Origin of the sequence: Dokdonella sp., from assembly GCF_019634775.1 — a bacterium.
GTDB lineage: Bacteria > Pseudomonadota > Gammaproteobacteria > Xanthomonadales > Rhodanobacteraceae > Dokdonella.
Genome location: NZ_JAHCAS010000002.1, coordinates 41,360 through 66,779, shown reverse-complemented (window position 1 = coordinate 66,779; position 25,420 = coordinate 41,360). Strand labels below are relative to the sequence as shown.

The window sequence follows — 25,420 nt, the reverse complement described above, 5'->3', positions numbered from 1 at the left end:
GGTGGAGGGAGCAAACGGTTTTCACGACAACGCCGCCAGGCGCGCGCGCAGTTCGTCGAGGCGCAGGTCGTGGCCTGAGCCGGGCGAGGTGCGCGCGTTGAGGCTTGATTCGGCTGTGCGCCCTGCGCCACTGCCCGTGCCGGAATCGGCGGCGGCGCGGTAGGCCTCGCGGAACGGCACGCCGGCGATCGCCGCCTCGATGGCGACGTCGGTGGCATGCATCGATGGCTCGATCGCGGCGCGCATCGCCGCTTCGTTCCAATCGAACCCGGCAATCAGGTCGGGCAACAGGGCGAGCGCGGCGAGGCCGCGGCCGAAGCCGTGCACGATCGAACCCTTGCCGAGCTGGAGGTCGCGCTGGTAGCCGGAGGGCAACGACAGCAGGTTGTCGATCTCCGCGCGCGCGGCAGCGACGCTGGCGTGGGTCGCGCGCATCAGTTCGACGACATCGGGGTTTCGCTTGTTCGGCATGATCGAGCTGCCCGTGGTGTAGCGGGTGGGCAGCGTCACGAAGCCGAACTCCGCAGTCGTGAACAACGACAGATCCCAGGCCAGGCGGCGCAGGTCGAGTGTGGCCGCGCCGAGTGCATCAAGCGCGGCAATCTCGAACTTGCCCCGCGAGAGCTGGGCATAGATCGGGCTGACCTGCATGCGCGCGAAGCCGAGGCGCATGGTGGTGTGGGCGCGATCGAGCGGCAGGTTGACGCCATATCCCGCCGCCGTGCCGAGTGGATTGGCGTCGACCAGGTCGAGGGTCTGGCGGGCGCGCCAGGCGTCGTCGATGAAGGCTTCGGCGAAACCGGCGAACCACATCGCCGTCGACGACACCACGGCGCGCTGGATGTGCGTGTAACCGGGCATGGGCAGTGATTCGCGCGCGGCCCGGTCGAGGCACGTTGCGGCAATCGTGCGACAGGTCGCGCCGAGTTCATCGAGCTTCGCCTTCAGCCACAGCCGCGTCGCGACAAGGATCTGGTCGTTGCGGCTGCGCCCGGTGTGCACGCGCCGGCCGGGGTCGCCGAGACGTTCGGTCAGGCGCGCCTCGATCGCCGAATGGCCGTCCTCGTGGCGCTCATCGAGAACGAAAGCGCCACTACGGAAGTCTGTCGCCAATGTGTCGAGCTCGCGCGCGAGTGCCACGGCCTCGTCGGCTGCCACGATGCCGATGCGCGCCAGCCCCTCGACATGCGCCTTGCTCGCCTCGATGTCGTAAAGGAAAAACTCGCGATCGAGGATCACGTCGTCGCCGGCGAGGAAACGCATGATGCGCGCGTCGACCTCGACGCCGGACTTCTGCCAGAGCAATCCGCTCATGCCGCGGCCTCCCCTTCGTGTTGCAGTGGAATCCCCGCGAACTCATCGAAGCCGAGCGCGAGATTGAGGTTCTGCATCGCCTGGGTGGCGGCGCCCTTGAGCAGGTTGTCGAGGGTGGCGACGATGACCACGCGACGTCCGCCCGGCGCAACCGCAAAACCGCCGATCTCGACGCCATGACGGCCGGCGATGCGGCTGACCCAGGGGGCGTCGTCGACGACCGCGACCAGCGGTTCGTCCGCATAGCGTTCAACGTAGCGCCCGCGGATCGCCTCGCGCGTCATCGGCTCCTGCAACCACAGATTGACCGTCATCGTGATGCCGCGGAAGTGCGGCGCGACATGCGGGATGAACTCGACCGGCAGGCCGAGCTGGCGCGAAACCTCGCGCTCGTGCAGATGATCGACCAGGGCGTACGGCATGAGGTTGTCGCGCAGCTTGGCGATGTCGTTCTTGTCCGACGGCGTGGTGCCCGCGCCCGAGTAACCGGACACGCCGAAGCATTGCGGCGGTCCGGCCAGGCAACCGGCGAGCGGCGCAATCGCCAACTGCATCGCCGTCGCATAGCAGCCCGGATTGGCGATACGGCGCTGGCCGCGATACTGCCCGCGGGTCAGTTCTGGCAGACCGTAGTACCAGCGGTCGTCGAAGCGATGATCGGCTGACAGGTCGACGATCACCGTATCCGCGGCGACGCTGTCGAGCGCCTGCACGTAGCCGCTGGCCTTGCCGTTCGGCAGGGCCAGCACGACCGCATCGGCCCCTTTCGCCGCGACTGCGCCCGCATCGAGATTCTCGTAGCGAAGATCGCCACTGAACCATCCGACATGATCGGACACACGCTGGCCATCCAGCTCGCGTGACGAGACGAACGCCAGGGCGAGCTGCGAATGACCGGCGACCAGTCGGATCAGCTCCGCGCCGGTATGGCCGCGTGCGCCGACGATGCCGAGATTCTTCTTCGCGGTCATGCCACAGTCTCCATCCGATTCAGCCGAGCAGGGTCGGCGGCCGTTGCGCGCAGTGCTCGACGCAGCGGCGGATCAGGTCGAAGTCATCGATGCCGTACCAGAACACCTTCCATTTCTCCTGCTTCCAGCAGCCATCCGATTCGGCGTAGTAGAACGGATTGACTGAATTGCCATGGCGCGAGCGCCAGAACAGACGCGGATTGTCCTCGCGCATGACCTGCCAGACCGCGCGGCCAAGGCCCTCGCCCTGGGCATCATCGAGCACGGCGAACTTGTCGAGATAGGCGATGCCTTCCTCCTCGGTGAGGATCAGCGCCGCACGGTAGTTTTCGCTGACATAGGCGCGGTGCAGGCGTGTGCGCTCGAAATAGTTGTCGACGAGGGTCCGGCCGAAGCTCGATTCGATCAGCGAACGCATGCGTGCGAGATCGAGGTCGCTCCACGAGGTCGCGCACTGCACCTTCTCGCCACGACGCACGAGAGTTCCCGAGCCCTTGTGCGTGAACAACTCCTTGGCCAGTTCCGCGGGCTTGGTGATCGAAACCGAGGAAGTCAGCGGCAGCCGATCGAGCAGGTCCTTGATCTGCTCGATCTTCACGCGCATGCCGCCGTTGATCCACGGCTGCGCAATGAGGTGCTCGTACTCGGTGGACAGGTTGATCGAATCGATCACCTTGCCCTGGTCGTCGAGCAGGCCGCCGGTGCCGGTCAGGAAGATGATCTTGTATGGCTGCAGCACCTGCACGAGCTCGTTGGCGGCGAAATCGGCGTTGACGTTGAGGATCTGTCCGCCGCTGGTTTCACCCATGCTGGCGATGACCGGGATCGAGCCGGCGTTGAGGCTGGCTTCGATCGGCGCCAGATTGACGCGAGTGACCTGACCGACGAGCCCGTAGGTGTCGCGGTCGAGGTAGTCCGCCTCGAATACGCCGGACATGATCGAGGTCGCGCGTGCGTCGGACTCCTGCAGGGCCTCGACCAACTTGAGGTTCTGCGCCTGGAAGACGCGACGCACGATGGCCAGCGCCGCGGGCGAGGTCACGCGCAGGCCGTTGACGGTGTGTTTTTCGATGCCGGCAGCGGCAAGTTCCTCGTCGAGCTGCGGACCGGCGCCGTGCACGACGATTGGCGTGAGGCCGACTTCCTGCAGGAAGGCCAGTGACGAGGTCAGCGCTTCCAGATCGTCGCGCAGCACGGCGCCGCCAACCTTGACCACGGCGAAGCGCTTCGCATCGACCTGCGAGAAGCGCTTGAGATACTGCGAGATTTCCTTCGCGCTGGCCATGCTCGACAGCAGGCGCACGATCGTCTGCCGCGTCTGCCTATGCGTTTCCATCATCGATGATCCCATGCACGGTGGTGGCGTACTGCCGGAGTTGTTCGAGTGCGACCCATTCGTCGGCGCTGTGCGCCTGGGCGATGTCGCCAGGTCCGTAGACGATGGCGGTGTAGCCGGCCTGCGAGAACAGCGATGCCTCGGTCCAGAAATCGACTGCGTTGCCGACCGGCAACCCGAGCGCATCGGCGGCGTCGCGTGCTGCGAGGCGGCGCGCCTCGGCTTCGGCGATCGCACCGCCCGGCAGGCTCGGTCCGCGAAAGGTCTCGCGGAACTCGACCGGCTCGGGCTCGGCGAACGCGCGGAACGTGGCCAGCAGCGCATCGATGTCGGTCGATGGCAACGGGCGGAAGCCGAAGCGCAATTCAGCGGTCGGCGCGATCACGTTGGCCTTGATCCCGCCATCGATGCGGCCGATGTTGAAGCGCAGGCCGGTGAGCCCGCCGAAACGTTCGTGGGCAAGCGATTCGACATGGTCGAGCGCGCGCTGGCCCCAGCGAACCGCCTGGTGCAGGGCGCTGTCGGCGCCAGACTGCCGGCCCGAGGCGTGCCCGGCACGACCGCCGAAGCGCATCAGCACCGAGCTGATGCCGCGGTGCGCGAGCACGGCCTCGGCGCGGGTCGGTTCGGCGACAAGCACGACGGCAGGAGTCCGCGATTCGCTGTTCGGAGTGGCAGGATGGGCGCGCAGGAAGGCTTCGATGCAACGTGGATCGTTGGCCTCCTCGTCACTGCTGAACAGGAACGCGGCATCGCCATCGCTGGCGTTGGCGGCGGCGACGAGGGCGGCGGCGGCCCCCTTGATGTCGCAAGCACCGAGACCGATCGCACGATCGTCGGTCAGGCGCAGCTCGAACGGGCTTGCCGACCAGTGCGGCGAATCGGGCACGGTGTCGAGGTGCACGTTGAACAGCCGCTTTGGCCGGCCACGCACGGCATGCAGGCTGACCGCACCGGCGCCATGGTCGGTGACCGTACACTCGAAGCCCGGCAGGTTCGCGCACAGGTACGCGAATATGCCGCCCGCATCGATCGCGCGCGGCGGATTGCGCGTGTCGAATCCGACCAGCGCACGCAGATGCTTCAAGGTGTCAGCGAGCAGATCCATCGATCGATCCATTGTCAGGGCGAGGGCACCAGGTCCGGCCTGCACCGGGACGACGGGAGCAAGTGCGATGCATTGCGCTATTCCCGATTCCCCGCTCCATTCACCTCCGCCCACAGCGTCGAGCTCATGCCGTACAAGCGGATGAAACCCTCGGCCTCCTCGACGCCCCAATCGGCCGACTGGGCATACGTGGCCCCCTTGGCGTGCAGCAGATGTGCCGACTTCACGGCGACCGCTTGCACGCTGCCGCCGCTTGTCTCGAGCGTGACGTCGCCATTGACGCAACGCTGGCTCGAAGCGAGGAAAGCTTCGAGGTCGGCCTTGAGCGGATCGTGGAAGAACCCTTCGTAGACGATCTCGACCCATTGCCGCGCAACGACCGGCTTGAAGCGGTTCTGCTGTTTCGACAGCACGGCTTCCTCGAGTGCCCGATGCGCGGTGAGCAGCGCAGCCAGGCCGGGTGCTTCATAGATGATGCGGCCCTTGAGGCCGATGGTGGTGTCGCCGGTATAGAGGCCGCGACCGACGCCATAGGCCGCGAACTGGCGATTCAGCCGCGCAAGGATGGCGGGACCCGCCATGCGCTCTCCGTCGAGCGACACCGCCTCGCCCTGCTCGAAACCGATCGTCACCCGCAGCGCTTCCGCCGGCCATTCGGCACGCGGCGCGCACCAGCCACGCGCACCGTCACCCGGCGCCTCCCAGCGGTCGATTTCGCCGCCGGACATGGTCACGCCGAGCAAGTTCTCGTTGATCGTGTAGGCCTTCTGCTTGGCGCGCACGCCAAAACCACGCGCCTCGAGGTACTGCTGCTCGTACGCGCGCGTCTGCGTGTGCTCCTTCTGGATCTCGCGGATCGGCGCGACGATCACGTAGTCGCCGAGCGCCTTGATCGCAAGATCGAAGCGCACCTGGTCGTTGCCCATGCCGGTGCAGCCGTGCGCCACATGCTTCGTGCCCAGTTCGTCGGCGCGCCTGAGCATCGCCGCAACGATCAGGTAGCGGTCGGAGACGAGCAGGGGGTACTGACCCTGGTAGCCCTCGCCGGCACGCACGAACGGCTTGACGAAACCGTCCCAGATCGCCGGTCCACCATCGACCGTGACATGGCTCGCCACGCCAAGCTCATGCGCACGCGCCTCGATGAAGGCACGCTCTTCGGCATCCACGCCGCCGGTATCCGCGAACACGGTGTGCACGGCATAGCCCTGCTCCTGCAGGTAGGGGACACAGAAGCTGGTGTCGAGCCCGCCGGAGAAGGCAAGCACTATGTGCTTGCCGTGGTGATTGGCGATCGGTGATTGGTGATTGGATGAAGCTGGAGATTGCGACATGGAAATGTCCGTGGCAGCTGGAAGAGGTTGTCAGCGAAGCTGGCTTCTGCGAATCACGAATGACGAGTCACGGCTTCCCCGCCAGCGCGGCCATCACCGCCTTCTGCACATGCAGCCGGTTCTCGGCTTCGTCGATGGCGATGCAGGCGGGAGAGTCCATCACCGCATCGGTGGCCTTGATGTTCCGGCGCAAGGGCAGGCAGTGGCTGAACACGCCGTTGTTGGTCAGGGCCATCTTGGCCTCGTCGACGATGAAATGCCTGCTCGCTTCGCGCACCGCTTTCTCCTGGTCCCAGCGGCCGAAGAACGGGAGCGCGCCCCAGCTCTTGGCGTAGACGACGTCGGCGCCTCGGTAGGCCGATTCGATGTCGTGGCTGATGGTCAGCGAGCCGCCGTTCTCGGCTGCGTTGGCGCGACCGAAATCCATGTAGCGCGGATCGAGCAGGTAGCCCTCGTTCGGGCAAAGCAGGGTCACGTCCATGCCGTACCGGGTGGCGATCAGCAGGGCCGAGTTGGCGACCGCCGTGTTGAGCGGCTTCGGGTGGTAGGTCCAGGTCAGCACGTACTTGCGCCCGCGAAGATCGGTGCCGAAGCGTTCCTGCAGGGCCATGACATGGGCCATCTCCTGGCAGGGGTGCGTGATCGTCTCCATGTTGATGACCGGCACCGTCGCGTGCCTGGCGAAGGCATGGATCACGCGGTCCTGGCGATCGATCGACCAGTCCTGGAACTTCGGGAATGCGCGCACGGCGATCAGGTCGACATAGCGGCTGAGCACGCGCGCGACCTCGGCGACGTGTTCCTCCGCCTCACCATCCATGACCGTGCCGACGTCGAATTCGATCGGCCATGCGTCCTTGCCGGGCGCGAGCACGATCGCCTTGCCGCCGAGCTGATGCGCGCCCAGCTCGAAGCTCGTGCGCGTGCGCATCGACGGATTGAAGAACATCAGCGCGATCGACTTGCCAGCCAGTTCGCTGCCGAGGCGCGTGCGCTTGTACGCCGCCGCCTGCGCAAGCAGCGCGTCGAGTTCGGCACGGCTCCAATCCTGCGTGGTGAGAAAGTGCTTGAGCGTCATGGGATCCCCTGGAAACGAAAAAACCCGGCACGGGGGCCGGGTTTCGAGCGATGCATGCGAACAGCGCATGCGGATGCCTACCCGACCCGGATCTCCGGCGACGGTCGGCGCGCACGCGAAGTCATGCCGGCGGCAAGATGCGCGCTGGACAGGTATTCGCTGGCGGAAAGGTGTGCGTTCATGCGGTTGCGGACGTTACCGGCAAACGTGCGGCGGTGCAACAGTGGATCGCCCCTTCCGGCGCTGCCGCCCCACCTCCCCCCGCTTCGCGGGGGAAGGAAAGCCGGAACCTACTCCGCCGGCGTCACGCTGACCCGCACGCGCATGCGCTCGCCGGGATCGTAGTCGAGCTGCGACATGTAGACGTCGCCGCGATAGCGGTACTGCACGTCGTAGCCGACGATGCGGCGCTCGCTGACGCGCTCGTTGATCGTTCGGCAACGCGTCTCGACCGACGAGTAATAGCGATCATCGCGACGCGAGGCATTGTTGCCGATGGCGCCGCCGACCAGGGCCCCAGCCACGGTGGCCGCCTTGCGGCCATCGCCCTTGCCGACCGCGTTGCCGAGCACGCCGCCGACGATCGCACCGATGACCGTGCCGGCTCCGTTGTCGCCGCGCGAATCCTCGTAGCGATCGACTTCGGCGTCGTAGCATTCCTCGCGCGGGCGGCTGACCTGGACGTCGTCGTAGATCGGATCGACGCTGAGGACGTCGGCCCAGGCGACACGCTCGTTGCCGTCACGCTCGCCGCCGTAACCGCGGCCCTGCGCATGGGCGACACCGGCAGCGGCGAATCCCGCAGCGACGAGCAGCGAACACTTGATCGACATCTTCACAGTCATCTCCTGATCGGGGGTGCATACCGCGTGGTCGTCCTGCGTGGGATGCGACTTGCCGCCTGGAGCGGTACGCGGTCACGGATTTGCGACGCATTACAGCATCCGGCGTCTGAATGCCGATTTAAGGATGCTCCGGTCAATTCCACAATGGCGTCAGCGTCCTGTGCGGGCGCAGCCAGGCGTTGCGCCGACTCGACGGACGGCCAGTCTGCCCTCGCCGTCGCGCCTCGATCTGCACCTGCACCAGGCCGGCTCCCGCCCCCTGCTATGATCGCCGACCCTTCGCATCCGCCGACCGTCGATGAGCCTGCGCCTGCACAACTCCCTGACCCGCCGTGTCGAACCGTTCGAACCCCTCGATCCGACGCGAGTGACGATGTATGTCTGCGGCCCCACGGTCTACAACTACGTCCACATCGGCAACGCGCGCCCCTACGTGGTGTTCGGCCTGCTCGCGCGATTGTTGCGCAGGATCTATCCGAAGGTCGTCTACGCACGCAACATCACCGATGTGGACGACAAGATCAACGCCGCCGCGCGCGAGGCCGGCGTGCCGATCGAGCAGATCACGCAAGGCTATGCCGCCGCGTTCTTCGAGGACATGGAAAAACTCGGCGTCGACGCGCCCGACGTGAATCCGCACGCGACAGCCCACATCACGCAAATCGTCGCCATGTGCGAGCGCCTGATCGCCTCCGGCCATGCCTATGCGGCCGAAGGCCATGTGCTGTTCGACGTTTCCAGCTATGCCGACTACGGCCACCTGTCGGGACGTTCGCTCGAGGACATGATCGCCGGCGCGCGCGTCGAGGTCGCGCCGTACAAGAAGAACCCTGCCGACTTCGTGCTGTGGAAGCCCTCCAGCGACGACCTGCCGGGCTGGGACAGCCAGTGGGGCCGCGGCCGGCCCGGCTGGCACATCGAATGCTCGGCGATGGCCGAAGCCCATCTCGGCGAGACCATCGACATCCACGCCGGCGGCAACGACCTGATGTTCCCGCACCACGAGAACGAGATCGCGCAGAGCACCTGCGCGCACGGCGGCAAGGTGTTCGCACGTTGGTGGCTGCACAACGGCATGCTGACCTTCGACGGCAAGAAGATGTCCAAGTCGATCGGCAACGTATTGCGCCTGCACGAACTGCTGGCCAAGCACCCACCCGAAGTACTGCGTTGCCTGCTCCTCTCCGGCCACTATCGTCAGCCCCTGGACTGGTCCGACAGCGCCCTCGCCCAGGCGCGGGCGACGCTGGATGGCTGGTACGGCACACTGCGCGATCTCGCCGATGTCGAAATGGAGACCGCATCCGACCTGCCCACCGAGGTCGAGGCCGCCCTGCTCGATGACCTCAACACGCCCAAGGCGCTTGCCGCGATCGCCCGCCTCGCCGCGGAAGCACGCCGGCAGACCACGCCGGATGGCAAGGCTGCCGCCAAGGCCGCCCTGCGCGCGGGTGCCGGCTTCCTCGGCCTGCTCACACAGGATCCCGAAGCCTGGTTCCAGCACAGCGGTGCCGCTGAAGCGATCGACGCAAACTGGGTGCAGGGCCTGCTCGACGAACGCATTGCCGCCCGCAAGGCGAAGGACTTCGCCCGCGCCGACGCGATCCGTGCCGAACTCGCCACGCGCAACATCGTCATCGAGGACGGCGCGCAGGGTACGCGCTGGAAGGTCGTCGCACCGACGGACGCCGGCTGAAATGGACACCACACCCTCCGCCGACGCCGCCCAGGACGCCATCGCCGACGAATTCGGCTTCTTCGGCGACTGGACCGAGCGCTACCAGTACCTGATCGATCTCGGCCGCAAGCTGCCGGAACTGCCGGTCGAACTAAGGACCGACGAACACAAGGTCGACGGCTGCCAGTCCCAGGTCTGGCTCGTCGCCAGCGGCGATGCCACACGCCTGGAGTTTCGCGCCGCCAGCGACTCGGCGATCGTCTCGGGCCTGATCGCCCTGCTGCTGCGCGTCTACTCGGGCCGCAGCGCCGGAGAAGTCCTTGCCACCGAGCCGCGCTTCATCAATGCGATCGGCCTTGCCAGGCATCTCTCGCCGACCCGCTCGAACGGACTCGCAGCGATGCTCGAGAAGATCCGCGAGCACGCGCGGATGGCATTGGCTTCGTAAGTCATCGTTCGGCGATTCCCTTGGCGCTCCGTTCAAGCATCGGATCTTCCGACGCTCCGTTCGGCCGCCTGATCGGTTGATCCCCCGTAGGAAACGGCCGTCGCGCACTCGGCCACGCGGTCGAGGTGGTGCGCCCGCGCCAATCCGGCATGGGTCGCGTGGCATTCGGCGGCACACTCGGTTGGCAGGCCGCGCTGCACATGCTGCTGACCGGCGGTGTCGCTGCGCTGCTCTACCGCAGGTTGAAACGCTGGACGCGACGCCCGCGTCCGTTCCGCGCGCATGCCGGCATCATCGCCCACATCGCCCCACTCGACGAGTTCAGCTTCCCGTCCGGGCACACGCTGCATGCGCTGAGCTTCGCCCTCGTCGCACTCGCCTGGTTCCCCATGCTCGCGCCGTTGCTGCCGCCATTCACCGCCCTCGTCGCCACCTCGCGGGTGGTGCTCGGCCTGCACTATCCGAGCGATGTCCTCGTCGCCTCGGCGATCGGATTCGCGCTTGCCGAAGCGTCGATTGCGCTGGTGCGACAGCACCGGCGAGCGCTTGGCCCAGGCCACGCCGCCGCAAGCTACGGAGCGTGACCGGGACCCGGCGATCGCAGGGCCGTGTCCACGCTTGACCACTCTTGCCGGCCATCGCAGGATCGCTCACGACATGCCCATCGTGCACCCATCGAAAATCGACGCGTGGCTGGCGGTCGTGCTGGCGACCGCGATGCTCGGCGCACTCGTCGCTGCGATCATGGCGTTGGCAGTCCCATCGCCCGTGGCCTGGGCAATCTCGGCATTCACGGCCATCGTCGGCATCGGGCTGCCGCTCTGGCTGCTGCTTTCGACCCGCTACACGCTGGCGCGCGGCGAACTGCTCGTCCAGAGCGGTCCGTTCAGGTGGCGTATCACGGTGGCGGACATCACCGGCATCGTGCCGACCTCCAATCCGCTGTCGAGTCCGGCCCTTTCGCTGGATCGGCTTCGCATCGAGTACGGTCCGGGCCGATCACTCATGATCTCCCCGCGTGACAAGGAGCGGTTCATGCGGGATGTCGAGGCGGCGCGTCGTGGCGCGGCCCGTTCATCGCCTGCGCGCTGAACGCACCGGCCCGATGCACACCCGGCGACCGGGGAACGCATGACTTCCTCCCGAAATGACACGGACGACACCGCGCCCGAGCCATCCGCACGGGAACGGCAGGCCACGAACGACAGGGCCACGTTCGCCCATACCATTGCGATCGTCGGCGGGGCCTTGCTGTGGATCGTGACCGCTGCCATCAGCCGCCGGGTGGAAGCCTGGGACTCACCGCTCTACTGGATGCTCGCCTACCCCTTTTCCATTGCCTTGGCCGGCTGGCTCGGCGCCCAGGTTCCCGAAAAGCCGTGGCGCTGGGGTCTCGGCGTGATGCTGGCGCAGGCGGGCGTGCTGGCGGTGAGCAGTGGCAGTTTCGGCCTGTTGCCGCTCGGCATGATCGTGTTCTCGGTGCTGGCGCTGCCGCCGATCGTCGCTGCCCGGTTCATGGCGAAGCGGCGCTTGCGCAGCCAGCCACGCTGAGCCCCCGGACTGCGCCGAGGGTCGTCCGGCGCGCGCCCACCGGCACGCCCGCTGCCTCTAACGACGCCGCCGCGCCCGTGCCCGACGATCATGCGCGTCCGACGATGTCGTCGCAGCCATCGTGCACGTCCGCGAGGATCGCCTACAGCACTTCGACCCGTGCGCGCACGACGCTTGGGCGCTGTTGCTGCGGCCAATCGGTACGGATGCCGACCTGGGCTTCCGGCGTGAAGGTGTCCAGGGCGTCCAGGTCGAGCTCGGTCACGGCCCATTCGCCGTCGTCGCGTGCGGCGATGCCGTCGTCCGGGAAGCCGCGGTCGACCGGGGTGTAGATCGCCGCACGGCCGGTATTGACGTCGAGCGCGGGGCTCCATTCCGCGTTGCCCGCAGTGACGGCACAGGCAACGTAAACCTGGTTCTCCATCGCGCGCGCCTGGCAGCCGTAGCGCACGCGGTTGGCGCCAGCCTCGGTGTCGGTGCAACTCGGCACGAGCAGCAGGCGCGCTCCGGCCTCGCATTGCGCGCGCGCGTACAGCGGAAACTCGATGTCGTAGCAGATCGCGATGGCGATACGACCGAAGGCGGTGTCGAACACCTTGAGAGAGTCACCGGGTTCGATCACCCCGCTGGCGCGCTCGAAGCCGGTCAGGCAGAGCTTGTCCTGGAAACCGATCCCGCCGTCGGGCGAGGCGAACCAGGCGCGGTTGCGGTAACGACCGGCGCCTTGCTCGTCGACGAGGAAACTGCCCGCCACGAGGTAAACGCCGTGTCGCTGGGCCAGCGTGCACGCGAGTTCGACGTAGTCGTCACGGCGCGCCTGCAGGGCGGCGAGCGACCGCACGAAATCACCACGCTCGGCCGGCGGCAGGCTGGCACCGGCTTCGAGCGCGAGATATTCCGGCAGCACGACGACCTGCGCACCACGCACCGCAGCCTGCGATACCCGGGACGCAACGCGGGTGGCAAACGCCGGGAAATGCGAGGGAGCGCCGATCGCATAACGCGCGGCGGCGATCCTGACCTTCACTTCGCCTCCAGCGGGCGCAACCAGAACGCAAGTGGATGCACGCTCGGTGCATTCGCACCGACTTCCTTCCACTCGATCGCGCAGTGCATGTCCGGTTGCTGCACGTATCCGCGGCGCGTCCAGAACACGTCGTTCGGGCGATGCCCGGGCGGCCGCCGCGGGTCGTCCTCGGCCCGCACCACCGCGCAGAAGGCCGTCATCGTGAATCGGCCGAGCTGGCGCGCATAGGCTTCGCGTTCGTCGAAGAAGCGATGACCGATGCCCTGCCCCCGGTACGCAGGCAGCAACACGGATTCGCCGAAGTAGAACACCCTGCCGAGGTCGATGCCACGCTCGACGAAGGGTTTCTGGAACGAGGGGGTTTCGTCGGCCAGCGGCAGGCCGGTCGAGGCACCGATCACGCGGGCACCATCGAAGACGAGCACGAACAGGCTTTCGCGCGACTTCGCGTAGGTGGCGAGATAGGTCGCCTCGTAGCCGACGTCGCCGTCATAGAGGTACGGGAAGTCGCGGAAGACCTCGATGCGCAGGCGCGCGACGTCGTCCAGATGCGGCGCGACCGCGCCACCGGTGAAGATGCGAATGTCCATGCGCGGATTCTAGGGCGCCGCGTGCGGCCAGCCACACGCGGCGCAGCGTCGCGGCCGCCACTGTCCGGCGCGCGGACGGACGGCGGATCCAGCAGGCATCGGCACCACTCCGAACCGGGCATCCGATCCGATCCGGACAACGCCGGGAACACCCGCGCGACGCCGCATGTCAGCGCCGCTGCGGCCAGCACCGCGGGCAGCCCGGGATATCCCACTACCCGCGGCGGCGACCCGTGGCGAAACGCCAGCGCTCAACGCGGCCCGCCGCCGCGCGCGATCCAGTCATCGATGACGCGCTCGAGCAGGGACAGCGGCAGGGCGCCGTGGGTCAGCACCTCGTCGTGGAAGTCGGCGAGGGCGAACTTCGCACCGAGGGCGGCCTTGGCCTTTTCGCGCAGGGCGAGGATCTTCAGCATGCCGGCCTTGTAGGCCAGGGCCTGTCCGGGGGAGACGAAGTAACGCTCGATCTCGGCGGTGACATCGCCCTCGCCCATGCCGGTGTTGTCGAGCATGTAGGCGATCGCCTGCTCGCGCGTCCAGCGCTTGTGGTGGATGCCGCTGTCGACGACCAGGCGCACGGCCCGCATCATCTCGTCGCGCAGGCGGCCGAGGTTGTCGAGCGGGTCGTTCTGGAAACCCATTTCCCAGGCCAGGCGCTCGGTGTAGAGCGCCCAGCCTTCCGAGTATGCGGTGAACGGCAGCACGCGACGGAAGAACGGCAGACCCGTGAGTTCCTGCGCGATCGTGATCTGGAAGTGATGGCCCGGAATGCCCTCGTGATAGGCCAGCGTGCGCATGGCGAATTTCGGCGTCTCGCCGGGGTCACGCATGTTCGCGTAGAAGATGCCGGGCCGCGAGCCGTCGAAAGCACCGGCTTCGTAGTACGCGCCGGGCGCGGTCTTCTCGGAGAATGCCGGCACCGCCCTGACCTCGACGCCGAGCTGCGGACGCGCACGGAACGTGTCGCCGAGCTTGCCGTTGATGTCGTCGAGGATCGCCTGGTAGGCAGCCAGCATCGCCCGCTTGCCTTCGTCGGTGTTCGGATACATCTGCTCGGGCGCGCGTGCCAGCACCTGCAGGCGCGCGCCGACCGTGCCGTCGACGAGATCGTGGTCGCGCAGGATCGCGTCCATCTCGGCACCGATGCGGGCGACCTCGGTGAGGCCGAGTTCGTGCACCTCGTCCGGCGTCATCGTCGTCGTGGTGTGGCTGCGCACGGCCCAGGCGTAATAGGCCTCGCCGTCAGGCAGGCTCCAGGCGCCCTCGTTGACCTGCGCCTTCGGCTGCAGGGCGGTGAAATGATCGATCAGCAAGCGATAGGCCGGGTAGACGCTGCCCTCGATCGCCGCGGCGGCACTGGCGAGAAGATCGTCTCGCTTCGCGGCATCGAGTGTGCCGGCCGGCAGCTTGTCGAGTTTCTCGACGAGGTTCGCGTACAGCATGTGCTCGCGCGGCGGCGCGGAGATGAAGTCACTCATCTGCAGCAGCACCTTCTCGACCACGAAGCGCGGCGGGATCGCGCCGTGTCGTTCGCGCTCGCGCAGCCCTTCCAGCACCTGACCGAACGCGCGCGGGAACAGCTCCATGCGCTTGATGTAGTTCGACGCGTCGCCGGCACTGGCAATGGCGTGCTGCTGGGTGAGGAAGTTCGGTAGGCCCGATTGCACGCCGAACATCTGATTGACCGGGAAAGTGTTCAGGCGAAAGCGCTGGCCCTCGACCTGATCGGCGAGGAAGTGCTCGAGCGCGTCGTAGGACAGCCGGCCTTCGGTATCGAGCCTGTCGCGGTCGTACGAGCGCAACACGGCCAGTTCATCAGCCATCTTCGCCGACATCTCCACCTGATGCGCCGGAGACATGTCGTCGATGTCGTCGCTGTAGAAGTCCATCCACGCCGGCAGGATGCGCATGCTGCTCAACATCATCGGACTCTGCAGGGCGAACTGCGCGAACGTGCGCGCATAGAACCACTCGATCTTGGCCGGCTTGAAATACCAGACGTGGACGACGAACAGGGCAATCAGCGCGATCGCCAGAAGGACGAGGCGCGACAGCCATTTCCACACGATGCGCATGGGGAGTTCCTGGAGCGGGACGAGGGCGTGGACTGTAGCAGCGCTCACGTGCTGGGTGTGACTTCCGGCAGCCTTGCCGCGTGCCGCCACGGCCACTAGTCTGGCCATCCCATGACCACGGGCGCGGATGCGTCGTGAACTACCGCCACGCCTTTCACGCCGGCAACTTCGCCGACGTCCTCAAGCACACGATCCTGGTCGGGCTGATCGAAGCCCTGAAGGCCAAGCAGACGCCATTCTGCTACTTCGACACACACGCCGGCCGCGGCCGCTACGACCTCGGCGGCGCCGAGGCCACGCGCACCGGCGAGGCTGCCAACGGTATCCAACGCCTGCTCGCCTCGACGCGTGCGCCGGCCCTGCTGCACGTTTACGTCAACCTGGTGCGTGCGCTCAACGGCGGCCACGAGGAACTGGCGATCTATCCCGGTTCGCCGCTGATCGCCAGCCTGCTGATGCGCGAGGACGACCGCGGCATCCTCTGCGAACTCGAACCCGGCGAGGCAGAGTTCCTGCGCAGCGTGTTCCGTGGCGACGCGCGCTTCGCCGTGCACACGCGCAATGGCTACGAAGGCATGAAGGCGATGCTTCCCCCGCGCCAGCGCCGCGGCCTGGTCCTGATCGACCCCCCCTTCGAGGCACAGGAAGATGAGTTCCGCACGATCGAGAGGGCGCTTGCCGAGGCGCTGAAGTCGTGGCCTACCGGCGTCTACGCGGTTTGGTACCCGATCAAGCTGCGCCAGCATGTACAACCGTTCCACCGCTGGCTCGCGCGCTCGGGCTTTCCGAAGGTGCAGGTTGCCGAACTGCTGCTGCACCCGGACAACTCGGCACTGCGTCTCAACGGCTGCGGCATGGCGATCATCAACCCGCCGTGGAAGTTCGAGCGCACGCTCGCCGAACTGTTGCCGGCCCTGCAGGAGCTGCTCGCGCAGGGCCGTTTCGGCCAGCACCACATCGAGTGGCTGGCGGGCGCCTGAAGCGCCATCGGGCGGATCCGTTCGCGGCCTCCCCTGTCACGACACCACTTGCTGGCGCACAATGCATGCCATGCAATCCCCCCTCCGCACCCTCGGTTCAGCCATGCTGGTGGCGGCCACGCTCGTTGGCTGCGCGACACCACCCATCCGCGACACGGCCCGCGTGGTCGCCTTGCGTCCGCTCGACGTGCAGCAGCAGCCCGCGCGCGACGACGGCGCCGAGGTGCTCTGGGGCGGGCGCATCGTCGCTTTCGACCATCGCAGTGGACATGCCGAGATCGAGGTCGTCTCGTACCCGCTCGCGCGCGACCAGAGTCCGTTGACCGAAGCGCCCAGCGAAGGCCGCTTCATGCTTCAGCTGTCGGGTTTCGTGGAACCGCTCGACTATGCGGTCGGTCGCCACCTGACCGTGCGCGGCATCCTCGCCGGCACGCATGCAGGCATGGTCCAGGAGCAGCCCTATCTCTATCCGGTCGTACGGGGTCGCGAAGTGCACGTGTGGCCGTGGGGCTTCATGCTCGACCGCCGTCCGCGCGTGCATGTCGGCGTGGGTGTGCGCGTGCGTTGAAGCACGCATCGGCGATCAGCACCCTTTCTCCCTTCTCCCCCGTTCCTTCCATGGGGAGAAGGAAAGCAGGTCAGGCTTTCGCGTCTAGCGCAGCCTGCGTCTTCTTCGGCAAGGCTGCGCGCACGAGGTCGTAGGACTGACGCACATAGCCGGCCAGTTCGGCCTCGGCGAAATCCTGTGGTTCGGTCACGCTGACCCAGAACGCGCGCGCCATGTAGGGCGCCGGGGCGTAACCGGGCTGGTCGGTCAGTTCGAGGAAGCGCTCGGGCTCGACCTTGAAACTCAAGCGGCCGCGTTCCGGCCCGAGCATGCACAGCACGGCGAACATCTTGCCGGCCACGCTCCAGACCAGATCCACCTCCCACTTGATCGAACGGCTGGCACCAGGCCAGTTGGCGCAGAGTTCATCGAGTGTTTCGACATCCAGGCCCATTCGTTCGGCCATCACCCCTCCCCCACCATGTAGCGGCCGTCGACGACGCGGATGCGCGGCGGCCGGCGCGACTGCTCGAAGGCCGTCCAGGCCGGTGCCAGCTCGCTCCAGAACGCGTGCCACGGCGAGGCCTTCGCCGCGTCGAGTCTGGCAGCTTCCGGGCGGAACGGGAATGCATGCACGTCGAAGGCGCGTTGGCCACCGGCATGGGCGGCGGCCGCCAGGGTGTAGATCTGCTCGATCGCGGCATCACCCATCGCGTAGCAGCCGATCGATACGCAGGCACCGTGGACCATGAGGAAACTGCCGGTGTGGCCATGCGCGCGGTCGTAGGCGTTGGGATAGCCGAGGTTGAACGACAGGTGGTACTGGCTGCGCGGATTCATCCGCGCGGCGTCAACCCGGTAGAAGCCTTCCGGCGCCTGGTTGTCGCCTTCGCGAAGCTTCGGCCCGAGCCTGCCCGACCACGCGCACACCGGCCAGGTGCGGAACAGCACATAGCGCCCATCGGCACCTTCGATCCACAGTTCCAGTTCGCTCTCCTCCTTGAAGATGCGCATGAACACCGGCGCACCCCAGTGCAGGCCGGCAGCGGCGAGATCGCGTTCGAGCGCCGGGCGCACGCGCGTCGCCGCCGCGGCGGCGCGGTCGCCTTCGGCAGCCGTCGCACGCGCCATCAGCGTGTGTCCGTTGTCGCGCCAGAACGCCGGCGCGAACGCGGCAAACGCCACCGCGAGCAGCGCGACGACGATCCAGGCGCGACGCCGGCGCGCACGCACTTCAGCGGTAGTCCTCGTAGGATTTTTCCTCGACCAGGGTCGAGCCCAGGCGGTCGTTGATCTCACGCTTGAAGCGCGCGCGATCGTCGTTGCGGAAGTACACCGAGCGCGCCAGTTCGATGAACTCGGCATCGAAGGCCCTGGCCTTCTCCTTCACGCGAATGCGATCCTCGATCTCCCACAGCGCCTCGTTGACCTCCTTGAGCTTCGCGCGTTCGCCGGCGATGTCGGTGCGCGAAGCCGGATCGGCCGCCCAGGTCGCATTGAGCAGGTCGAGTTCGGTGCGCACGTTGGCCAGCTTGGCCGCATCGCCGATGCGCGCGGCCTTGATCTCGAGGATGGTGATCTTGTCGATCAGTTCGCCGTAGGACACCGGAACGGAAATCGTGCTCATGGGATACCACCGTGGAAAAATCGCGATGGTAGCCCAGATTCCGTGCAGCATTCGCGCGCGTCGCGCATGGCGGCCGCACGCCGGCCAGCCCATGCCCTGGCACGCTTACAACCACGAATCGCCGGGCGCTCGCCAAACGCGACCCGGGCGCAGCTCCGCGTCGCTGTCGTTCGCACGGACTGCAAGGAAAAAAGCGGTGCGCGCCCCCCGACGCGCACCGCGAACGCCCGGTGTCAACCGGACGTGGAGAGACGGATCAGAAGTGGTAGGCGGCCGAGACGCCGAAGGCGAGCGGATCGATGGCGACCGTGCCGACGCGGGCGCCGTCGACCTTGACCTTGGTGTCGATGTCCATCCAGCGTGCGTCGACGGTGACACCCCAGCGTGGCGAAATGGCGAAGTCGATACCGATATGCGCCGCGGCGCCGAACGAATCGTCGAGCGAGACACGCGTGCCGGCCAGCGGACCCTTTTCGTCGATCGAGAAGAAACGCGTGTAGTTGAGGCCGACACCGACGAACGGGTTCACCGTGCCACCCGGGTTGAAATACCAGTTGACCCCGAGCGTCGGCGGCAACTGCTTGACCGATGCGGCCTTGACGCCGTTGAGCTTGACGTCGTGACTGAACGGCAGCGCGGCGAGCAGATCGACGCCGAGGTTCGGCGTCAGCATGTACTCGAGCGACAGCGTCGGGCGCCAGTTGTCGTCGACATCGCTCTTCAGTGCACCGCCGGCGAGCGAACCATTGTTCGATTTCGGTTGCACGACGTGGGCACCGAAACGGAACGTCCACGGACCACTTTCGGCGGCCAGCGCGGCGCAGGGCATCGCGGCCAGCACGGCGGCGACAAGCAGATTCTTTTTCATGTTCATGGCGGGGCTCCTCGTTGGAATCGCCGCGATTCTGAGCAGCGCATCCCGGCCGGGATTGATCGTGGTCAAGCACGCGACGGGCTGCGACGAGGCGCCGCAGCACAGTGACCAGGTCGGTCCTGCTGCGGCTCGAGGACGTCCGACCTGGAAGCGGGTGGGAGCCCGGCGTGATGGCTCTTTGCCGGTCAATTCGGCGCGGGCCGGACAGCATCGCGACCGAGGGTTCTTCCACACCCAGCACACCCAACGCACCCGCCGCACCTGTGCCGGCCACTCCCGTACCCGCCCCTTGTCCGCCGCCACACAGAACGCGCGCGTGCACCGCGAGGCCTGCCACCGGCCGACCTTCCCCACCGTGCCCCCGCTTGACCACGGTCAATGGCCGGCGTGCCGCGATCACGCATGATCGCCGCCATGCTCGCCACCTCCGCCCTGCCCGTCACGCCTTCCGCTCCCCAGTTCGACCGCGCCCTGATCGAGCGCTACGAGCTGAACGGACCGCGCTACACCTCGTATCCGACCGCACCGCATTTCCGCACCGATTTCGGCGAGGCGGAGTTCCGTGCCGCGGTGCGCGCCTCGAACGAGGATCCGATCCCGCATCCGCTGTCGCTGTACGTGCACGTGCCGTTCTGCCCGAGCCCGTGCTTCTATTGCGGCTGCACGCGCATCATCACGCGCGACGCAAGCAAGCCGGTCGCCTATGTCGATCGCCTGGTACGCGAGGCCTCGTTGCTCGCGCCGCTGTTCGACCGCGACCGCGAAGTGATCCAGCTGCATTTCGGCGGCGGGACGCCGAACGTGCTCGACGAACCGAGCTTCGACTACCTGATGAGCGCGCTCGGCCATCATTTCAGTCTGTCGCACGCACCCTCGCGCGAATTCGGCATCGAGGTCGATCCACGCCTGGCCACGCCGGGCGACATCGCGCGCTTCGCCAGGTTGGGCTTCAACCGCCTCTCGCTCGGCATCCAGGACTTCGACCCCGACGTGCAGCGCGCGGTCAACCGCGTGCAGGGCGTGGCCGAGACACAGGCCCTGCTGGAAGCGGCGCGCGCCCATGGTTTCCGCTCGACCAGCGTGGATCTCATCTACGGCCTGCCGCTGCAGACCGAACAGCGTTTCGCCGACACGCTCGACCGCGTCGTCGCCATGCGGCCGGGACGCATCGTCACCTACGCCTACGCGCACCTGCCGGAGCGCTTCCCGGCACAGCGCCGCATCGACCGCCACGAACTGCCCGACGCGGCCACGCGCCTCGGCCTGCTCGAACTGGCGGTCGAGCGCCTGTGCGCGGCCGGCTACGTCTACATTGGCATGGATCATTTCGCCCTGCCGGAGGATGACCTCGCCCTCGCCCAGGCCGCCGGCACCCTGCAGCGCAACTTCCAGGGCTATTCGACGCATGCCCGCACCGACCTCGTCGCGCTCGGCATGAGTTCGATCAGCCATGTCGGTGCGAGCTTCAGCCAGAACGCGCGTGACCTGAAAAGCTATGAAGCGGCGATCGATGCCGGTCACCTGCCGGTCTGCCGCGGCCTCGCGCTCGATGCCGACGACCTGATCCGTGCCGACGTCATCCAGCAGCTCATGTGCAACGACGCCGTCGATGTGCGCCGCATCGAAAGCCAGCACCGCATCGACTTCGCCTCGTACTTCCGCGAGGCGCTCGACAAACTGGCTGAAATGGCCGCCGATGGGCTTGTTTCGCTGTCACCGACCCACATCCGCGTGCACGCCAGGGGGCGGCTGCTGCTGCGCAACGTGGCCATGTGTTTCGACCGCTACCTCGGCCGCGGCCTGCCTGCGGCATTGCGCTACTCGAAAACGGTCTGAAGAACAGCCATCATGGGCAACCCCAAGGGGGCCCTTGCGGGGCCTGCCCAGGAAGCGCCGTGAAAGCCCACACGACCGGTATCATCCCGTTCAATGAAGCCCGCTCGGCCTCATGCACGCAATGCGCCTGGCAGGCACTGTGCCTGCCGGCCTCGCTGGACGGCGACAACCTCGAACGCCTCGACGAAGTCGTGCGCAAGCGCCGGCCGCTGCGCCGTGGCGATGTGCTCTACCGCGAGGGGATGCGCCATCCGTCGCTGTTCGTGGTCCGCAGCGGCCTGCTGAAGACCTCGACGACCCTGCCCGACGGCGACACCCAGGTGCTCGGCTTCCACCTGGCCGGTGAGATCGTCGGTTTCGACGGCCTGCTCGACGAGCCGCATCACTCCAGTGCCGAGGCACTGGAGGATTCGACCGTCTGCGAAGTGCCGATCGGTCGGCTGACCGAGATCGCCGCGCACATTCCCGGCCTGCAGCAGCAGGTCTACCGCATCATGGGTCGCGAGTTCTCGCGCGAGCAGATGCATGCCGTGATGATGGGGCGCCGCCAGGCGATGGCGCGCCTCGCCCTGTTCCTGCATAGCCTGAGCGAGCGGCGGCGGGCGACCGGACACGACCCGGTTTCACTGCACCTCGGCATGTCACGCCAGGAACTGGCCAACTACCTTGGCCTGGTCATCGAGACGGTGAGCCGGCTGTTTTCGCGCCTGCAGGCGCTGGGCGTGCTCGAGGTCGAGCGCAAGAACGTGCGCATCCTCGACCTTGCCGCGCTCGAAAACCTCGCCCAGGGTGATGACGAGGCCCACGCCTCGGCCCAGGCCTGAGCAAAGGCATCGCGGCTTCAGCCGCGATGCTCCTGCTCGCACGCCCCAATGCCTTGCTCCCGCCCAGTCCCGATTCCCCATTCCCGGCTTCTCCTGCCGCACTGCGACAAATCGCCAGCCCCAAAACACCCGGCATTGATCAGGGTCAACAGTCGCTGAACGGGAATCGCGGAAACTCACCGCGACACAATCGCCCGGAGGTGTGCCCGTGCAAGCCACGGATACGTACAACGACAAGGTCGTCCGCCAGTTCACGATCGCCACCATCGTCTGGGGCGTCGTCGGCATGGCGGTCGGACTCCTCATCGCCGCCCAGCTCGCCTGGCCCGCCCTGAACTTCGGTATCCCCTGGCTGAGCTACGGCCGCCTGCGGCCCCTGCACACGAATGCGGTGATCTTCGCCTTCGGCGGCTGCGGCCTGTTCGCCACGGCGTACTATGTGGTGCAGCGCACCTGCCACGCACGCCTGTTCTCCGACAAGCTCGCCGCGTTCACGTTCTGGGGCTGGCAGGCGGTCATCGTCGCCGCGGCGATCACCCTGCCGATGGGCCTGACCCAGAGCAAGGAGTACGCCGAACTGATCTGGCCGATCGACATCCTGATCGCACTGGTGTGGGTGGCCTATGCGGTGGTGTTCTTCGGCACCATCGTCAAGCGCCGGGTCAAGCACATCTACGTGGCCAACTGGTTCTACGGCGGCTTCATTCTCGCCGTCGCCGTGCTGCACATCGTCAACAGCATCGCCCTCCCGGTGTCATGGACCGAGTCCTACCCGGTCTACTCGGGTGCGGTCGACGCCATGGTGCAGTGGTGGTACGGCCACAACGCGGTCGGCTTCTTCCTGACCGCAGGCTTCCTCGGCATCATGTACTACTACGTGCCCAAGCAGGCACAGCGGCCGATTTACTCGTACCGCCTGTCGGTGGTGCATTTCTGGGCCCTGATCTCGGTCTACATGTGGGCGGGTCCGCACCACCTGCACTACACCGCCCTGCCGGACTGGGCGCAGTCCCTGGGCATGGTGTTCTCGCTGGTCCTGCTCGCGCCGAGTTGGGGCGGCATGATCAACGGCATGATGACCCTGTCGGGTGCCTGGCACAAACTGCGCACCGACCCGATTCTCAAGTTCCTCATCGTCTCGCTGTCGTTCTACGGCATGTCGACCTTCGAGGGACCGATGATGTCGATCAAGACGGTCAACGCGCTCTCGCACTACACCGACTGGACGATCGGCCACGTGCACGCCGGCGCGCTTGGCTGGGTCGCCTTCATCACCATCGGCGCGATCTACAGCATGCTGCCGAAACTCTACGGCGTCGAACGCATGCATTCGATCAAGGCGATCGATGTGCACTTCTGGGTCGCCACGATCGGCATCGTGCTCTACATCGCCGCGATGTGGATCGCCGGCGTCATGCAGGGCCTGATGTGGCGCGCGGTGAACCCGGACGGCACGCTGACCTACACCTTCATCGAGTCGGTACGGCAGACCTATCCGTACTACGTCACCCGCGTCGTCGGCGGCGCCATGTTCCTCGCCGGCATGTTCATCATGGTCTGGAACGTATGGAAGACCGTGGCCCCCGCGCGCGAGATGCCCGTCGTGCGCATCCCCGCCCCGGCGCATGCCTGAGGAACCGACATGATCACCCACCAGACCATCGAGAAGAACGTCGGCCTGATGGCCGTGCTGATCGTCATCGCCATCGCGGTCGGCGGTCTCGTCGAAATCGTGCCGCTGATGTACCAGGCGCAGACGATCGAGCCGGCACCGGGTGTCAAGCCGTACTCGCCACTGCGCCTGGCCGGTCGCGACGTGTACATCGCCGAGGGCTGCTACGGCTGCCACTCGCAGATGGTTCGCACGCTCGCTTCGGAGAAGCTGCGCTACGGCGACTATTCGGTCGCCGGCGAATCGGTATACGACCGCCCGTTCCAGTGGGGCTCCAAGCGCACCGGCCCCGACCTCGCCCGCGTCGGCGGCCGCTATTCCGACGACTGGCACCGTGAGCACCTGCGCAACCCGCGCAATGTCGTGCCCGAGTCGAACATGCCGGGCTATCCGTGGCTGAGCCAGACCCTGGTCGACCCGGCGCTGGTCGAACACAAGATGCGCATGCTGGCCAAGCTCGGCCATCCCTACACCGAGGCCGACTACGCGAAGGTCAAGGAGGAAGTCACCGGGCAGACCCAGATGGACGCCGTCATCGCCTACCTGCAGGGCCTGGGCAAGTTCGACAGGGAGGCCGCGCCATGACCTCGGGCATCGTCACCGCCGTCCTGCTTGCCGCCTTCCTCGGGCTCGTCGCCTGGGCCTGGAGCAAGCGCCGCCAACGTGATTTCAGCGAAGCCTCGCAGTTGCCACTCGAGGAAGACCGCATCTACCGGGAGCCGCGCCAATGAGCTCGTCATGGAGCTGGTACATCATCATCCTGACGGTCGTCTTCACGATCGCGATCACTTGGCTGCTGCTGGCGAACTCGCGCAAGACCAAGGCCGACGAGGCCGGTACCGCGAGCGACACCGGCCATGTCTGGGACGGCATCACCGAACTCGACCATCCCCTGCCGCGCTGGTGGTTCGTGCTGTTCCTGTTGACCATCCTGTTCACCGCGCTCTACCTCGCCCTGTACCCGGGCATGGGCACCTTCGACGGCAAGCTCGGCTGGACCTCGGTGCAGGAGGCCAATGCCGAACTCGACGAGACCAACGCCCGGCTGGAGACGCTGTATGCCGGTTTCCGTGACCGTCCACTGGCCGAACTGGCGAAGGACCCGAACGCAACCAAGGTCGGCCGCAACGTGTTTGCCAACAACTGCGCAGCCTGCCATGGCACCGATGCGCGTGGTGCCAAGGGCTATCCGAACCTCGTCGATGGCGACTGGCTGTATGGCGGCGAGCCCGATACCGTGCTGGCCAGCGTGCTCAACGGCCGCCACGGCCTGATGCCGCCGATGGTCGCCACCCTGCCGGGCAACGGCGTCGACGAAGTGTCGCACTACGTTCTGAGCCTTTCCGGCATCGACCACGACGCGCGCCTCGCCGGCGAAGGCAAGGCCAAGTTCGAAGCGGTCTGTGCCGCCTGCCACGGCGTCGACGGCAAGGGCATGCACGCCCTCGGCGCGCCGGATCTCACCGACGATGTGTGGCTGCACGGCCAGGGCAACCTCGCCGCAATCCGCGATGCGATCACCTACGGCCGCAGCGGCGAGATGCCGGCCTGGGAACCGATCATCGGCATGGACCGCTCGCGGCTCGCCGTGGCCTGGCTGCTCGCCCAGGGCGCCGCCAACGCCGAGTCGGAATCCACGGCGGCCGGCAACGCACCATGAGCACAGCCGCGAAATCCGCGCATGCCTCGCCATCCCGGCGGACGC

26 protein-coding genes and 1 pseudogene are annotated in these 25,420 nt (G+C 66.9%); 13 read left to right on the top strand and 14 right to left on the bottom strand.

Features of this window, described 5'->3' with window-relative positions; genetic code table 11:
• Window positions 1-21: 21 nt before the first annotated feature.
• The 7 genes from KF907_RS11175 to KF907_RS11145 all read right to left on the bottom strand — a co-directional run bounded on the left by KF907_RS11175 (window position 22) and on the right by KF907_RS11145 (window position 7,986).
• Window positions 22-1,314, bottom strand: coding sequence for an argininosuccinate lyase (locus KF907_RS11175; protein ID WP_291220428.1), 1,293 nt, complete (start codon window positions 1,312-1,314; stop codon window positions 22-24).
• Window positions 1,311-2,285, bottom strand: a complete 975-nt coding sequence (argC, locus tag KF907_RS11170) for an N-acetyl-gamma-glutamyl-phosphate reductase (RefSeq protein ID WP_291220427.1) — start codon at window positions 2,283-2,285, stop codon at window positions 1,311-1,313. Before argC ends, KF907_RS11175 begins: the two co-directional genes overlap by 4 nt.
• 19 nt (window positions 2,286-2,304) lie before the next feature.
• Complete coding sequence (locus KF907_RS11165) at window positions 2,305-3,621, bottom strand: acetylglutamate kinase (protein ID WP_291220426.1); 1,317 nt, start codon at window positions 3,619-3,621, stop codon at window positions 2,305-2,307.
• On the bottom strand, window positions 3,608-4,729 hold the full coding sequence (locus KF907_RS11160) for an acetylornithine deacetylase (protein WP_291220425.1): 1,122 nt from the start codon (window positions 4,727-4,729) through the stop codon (window positions 3,608-3,610). Before KF907_RS11160 ends, KF907_RS11165 begins: the two co-directional genes overlap by 14 nt.
• Window positions 4,730-4,806: 77 nt before the next feature.
• Window positions 4,807-6,063, bottom strand: coding sequence for an argininosuccinate synthase (locus tag KF907_RS11155; RefSeq protein WP_291220424.1), 1,257 nt, complete (start codon window positions 6,061-6,063; stop codon window positions 4,807-4,809).
• 67 nt (window positions 6,064-6,130) lie between these two features.
• Window positions 6,131-7,141, bottom strand: a complete 1,011-nt coding sequence (locus KF907_RS11150; protein ID WP_291220422.1) for an N-acetylornithine carbamoyltransferase — start codon at window positions 7,139-7,141, stop codon at window positions 6,131-6,133.
• Between the two features lie 290 nt (window positions 7,142-7,431).
• Entirely contained in the window at window positions 7,432-7,986 is a 555-nt protein-coding gene (locus KF907_RS11145) for a glycine zipper 2TM domain-containing protein (RefSeq protein WP_291220420.1), read from the bottom strand.
• A 298-nt stretch (window positions 7,987-8,284) separates the two neighbouring features.
• On the opposite strand from KF907_RS11145, the gene cysS reads away from it, so the two are divergent.
• The 5 genes and pseudogenes from cysS to KF907_RS11120 all read left to right on the top strand — a co-directional run bounded on the left by cysS (window position 8,285) and on the right by KF907_RS11120 (window position 11,663).
• Window positions 8,285-9,682: a cysteine--tRNA ligase gene (cysS, locus tag KF907_RS11140; protein WP_291220418.1), complete on the top strand. Its 1,398-nt coding sequence runs from the start codon at window positions 8,285-8,287 to the stop codon at window positions 9,680-9,682.
• Window position 9,683: 1 nt separating this feature from the next.
• The gene (locus tag KF907_RS11135; protein WP_291220416.1) at window positions 9,684-10,112 is read left to right on the top strand and encodes a SufE family protein; all 429 of its coding nucleotides are present in this window, start codon (window positions 9,684-9,686) and stop codon (window positions 10,110-10,112) included.
• Window positions 10,113-10,282: 170 nt separating this feature from the next.
• Window positions 10,283-10,696, top strand: a pseudogene (locus tag KF907_RS11130) (phosphatase PAP2 family protein); the annotation flags it as partial.
• Complete coding sequence (locus KF907_RS11125) at window positions 10,659-11,204, top strand: PH domain-containing protein (protein WP_291220414.1); 546 nt, start codon at window positions 10,659-10,661, stop codon at window positions 11,202-11,204. The pseudogene KF907_RS11130 and the gene KF907_RS11125, both read left to right, overlap by 38 nt.
• A gap of 156 nt (window positions 11,205-11,360) precedes the next feature.
• Window positions 11,361-11,663: a hypothetical protein gene (locus KF907_RS11120; protein ID WP_291220413.1), complete on the top strand. Its 303-nt coding sequence runs from the start codon at window positions 11,361-11,363 to the stop codon at window positions 11,661-11,663.
• A 142-nt stretch (window positions 11,664-11,805) separates the two neighbouring features.
• On the opposite strand, the gene KF907_RS11115 is transcribed toward KF907_RS11120, so the two are convergent.
• From KF907_RS11115 to KF907_RS11105, 3 genes are all read right to left on the bottom strand, one after another.
• Window positions 11,806-12,690 carry a carbon-nitrogen hydrolase family protein gene (locus KF907_RS11115; protein WP_291220411.1) on the bottom strand — a complete coding sequence of 295 codons (885 nt, stop codon included), beginning with the start codon at window positions 12,688-12,690 and terminating at the stop codon, window positions 11,806-11,808.
• A complete protein-coding gene (locus KF907_RS11110) occupies window positions 12,687-13,280 on the bottom strand; it encodes a GNAT family N-acetyltransferase (protein WP_291220409.1) in 594 nt (197 codons plus the stop codon). The genes KF907_RS11115 and KF907_RS11110 overlap by 4 nt, the downstream gene beginning before the upstream one ends.
• 251 nt (window positions 13,281-13,531) lie before the next feature.
• Window positions 13,532-15,355 carry a DUF885 domain-containing protein gene (locus KF907_RS11105; RefSeq protein ID WP_291220407.1) on the bottom strand — a complete coding sequence of 608 codons (1,824 nt, stop codon included), beginning with the start codon at window positions 15,353-15,355 and terminating at the stop codon, window positions 13,532-13,534.
• A gap of 134 nt (window positions 15,356-15,489) precedes the next feature.
• On the opposite strand from KF907_RS11105, the gene KF907_RS11100 reads away from it, so the two are divergent.
• Both KF907_RS11100 and KF907_RS11095 read left to right on the top strand, forming a co-directional pair.
• A complete protein-coding gene (locus KF907_RS11100) occupies window positions 15,490-16,335 on the top strand; it encodes a 23S rRNA (adenine(2030)-N(6))-methyltransferase RlmJ (RefSeq protein ID WP_291220405.1) in 846 nt (281 codons plus the stop codon).
• Between the two features lie 70 nt (window positions 16,336-16,405).
• The gene (locus KF907_RS11095; protein WP_291220403.1) at window positions 16,406-16,903 is read left to right on the top strand and encodes a Slp family lipoprotein; all 498 of its coding nucleotides are present in this window, start codon (window positions 16,406-16,408) and stop codon (window positions 16,901-16,903) included.
• A gap of 70 nt (window positions 16,904-16,973) precedes the next feature.
• Here the strand turns inward: KF907_RS11095 and KF907_RS11090 are convergent, their stop codons facing one another.
• The 4 genes from KF907_RS11090 to KF907_RS11075 form a co-directional block, all read right to left on the bottom strand.
• Window positions 16,974-17,348, bottom strand: a complete 375-nt coding sequence (locus KF907_RS11090) for an MmcQ/YjbR family DNA-binding protein (RefSeq protein ID WP_291220402.1) — start codon at window positions 17,346-17,348, stop codon at window positions 16,974-16,976.
• Window positions 17,348-18,115, bottom strand: coding sequence for a L,D-transpeptidase family protein (locus KF907_RS11085; RefSeq protein ID WP_291220401.1), 768 nt, complete (start codon window positions 18,113-18,115; stop codon window positions 17,348-17,350). Before KF907_RS11085 ends, KF907_RS11090 begins: the two co-directional genes overlap by 1 nt.
• A gap of 1 nt (window position 18,116) precedes the next feature.
• Window positions 18,117-18,509: a DUF6165 family protein gene (locus tag KF907_RS11080; protein ID WP_291220400.1), complete on the bottom strand. Its 393-nt coding sequence runs from the start codon at window positions 18,507-18,509 to the stop codon at window positions 18,117-18,119.
• A 256-nt stretch (window positions 18,510-18,765) separates the two neighbouring features.
• Window positions 18,766-19,383, bottom strand: coding sequence for an OmpW/AlkL family protein (locus KF907_RS11075; RefSeq protein WP_291220399.1), 618 nt, complete (start codon window positions 19,381-19,383; stop codon window positions 18,766-18,768).
• A 402-nt stretch (window positions 19,384-19,785) separates the two neighbouring features.
• Between KF907_RS11075 and hemN the strand changes: the two genes are divergently transcribed.
• The 6 genes from hemN to ccoP all read left to right on the top strand — a co-directional run bounded on the left by hemN (window position 19,786) and on the right by ccoP (window position 25,375).
• Window positions 19,786-21,219, top strand: a complete 1,434-nt coding sequence (gene hemN, locus KF907_RS11070; RefSeq protein WP_291220397.1) for an oxygen-independent coproporphyrinogen III oxidase — start codon at window positions 19,786-19,788, stop codon at window positions 21,217-21,219.
• A 59-nt stretch (window positions 21,220-21,278) separates the two neighbouring features.
• On the top strand, window positions 21,279-22,043 hold the full coding sequence (locus KF907_RS11065; protein ID WP_291220395.1) for a cyclic nucleotide-binding domain-containing protein: 765 nt from the start codon (window positions 21,279-21,281) through the stop codon (window positions 22,041-22,043).
• Between the two features lie 208 nt (window positions 22,044-22,251).
• Window positions 22,252-23,676: a cytochrome-c oxidase, cbb3-type subunit I gene (ccoN, locus tag KF907_RS11060; protein WP_291220393.1), complete on the top strand. Its 1,425-nt coding sequence runs from the start codon at window positions 22,252-22,254 to the stop codon at window positions 23,674-23,676.
• Between the two features lie 9 nt (window positions 23,677-23,685).
• Complete coding sequence (gene ccoO, locus KF907_RS11055; protein ID WP_291220392.1) at window positions 23,686-24,300, top strand: cytochrome-c oxidase, cbb3-type subunit II; 615 nt, start codon at window positions 23,686-23,688, stop codon at window positions 24,298-24,300.
• Window positions 24,297-24,446, top strand: coding sequence for a cbb3-type cytochrome oxidase subunit 3 (locus tag KF907_RS11050; protein WP_291220390.1), 150 nt, complete (start codon window positions 24,297-24,299; stop codon window positions 24,444-24,446). Before ccoO ends, KF907_RS11050 begins: the two co-directional genes overlap by 4 nt.
• Window positions 24,443-25,375, top strand: coding sequence for a cytochrome-c oxidase, cbb3-type subunit III (gene ccoP, locus KF907_RS11045; RefSeq protein WP_291220389.1), 933 nt, complete (start codon window positions 24,443-24,445; stop codon window positions 25,373-25,375). Before KF907_RS11050 ends, ccoP begins: the two co-directional genes overlap by 4 nt.
• Window positions 25,376-25,420 lie beyond the last annotated feature (45 nt).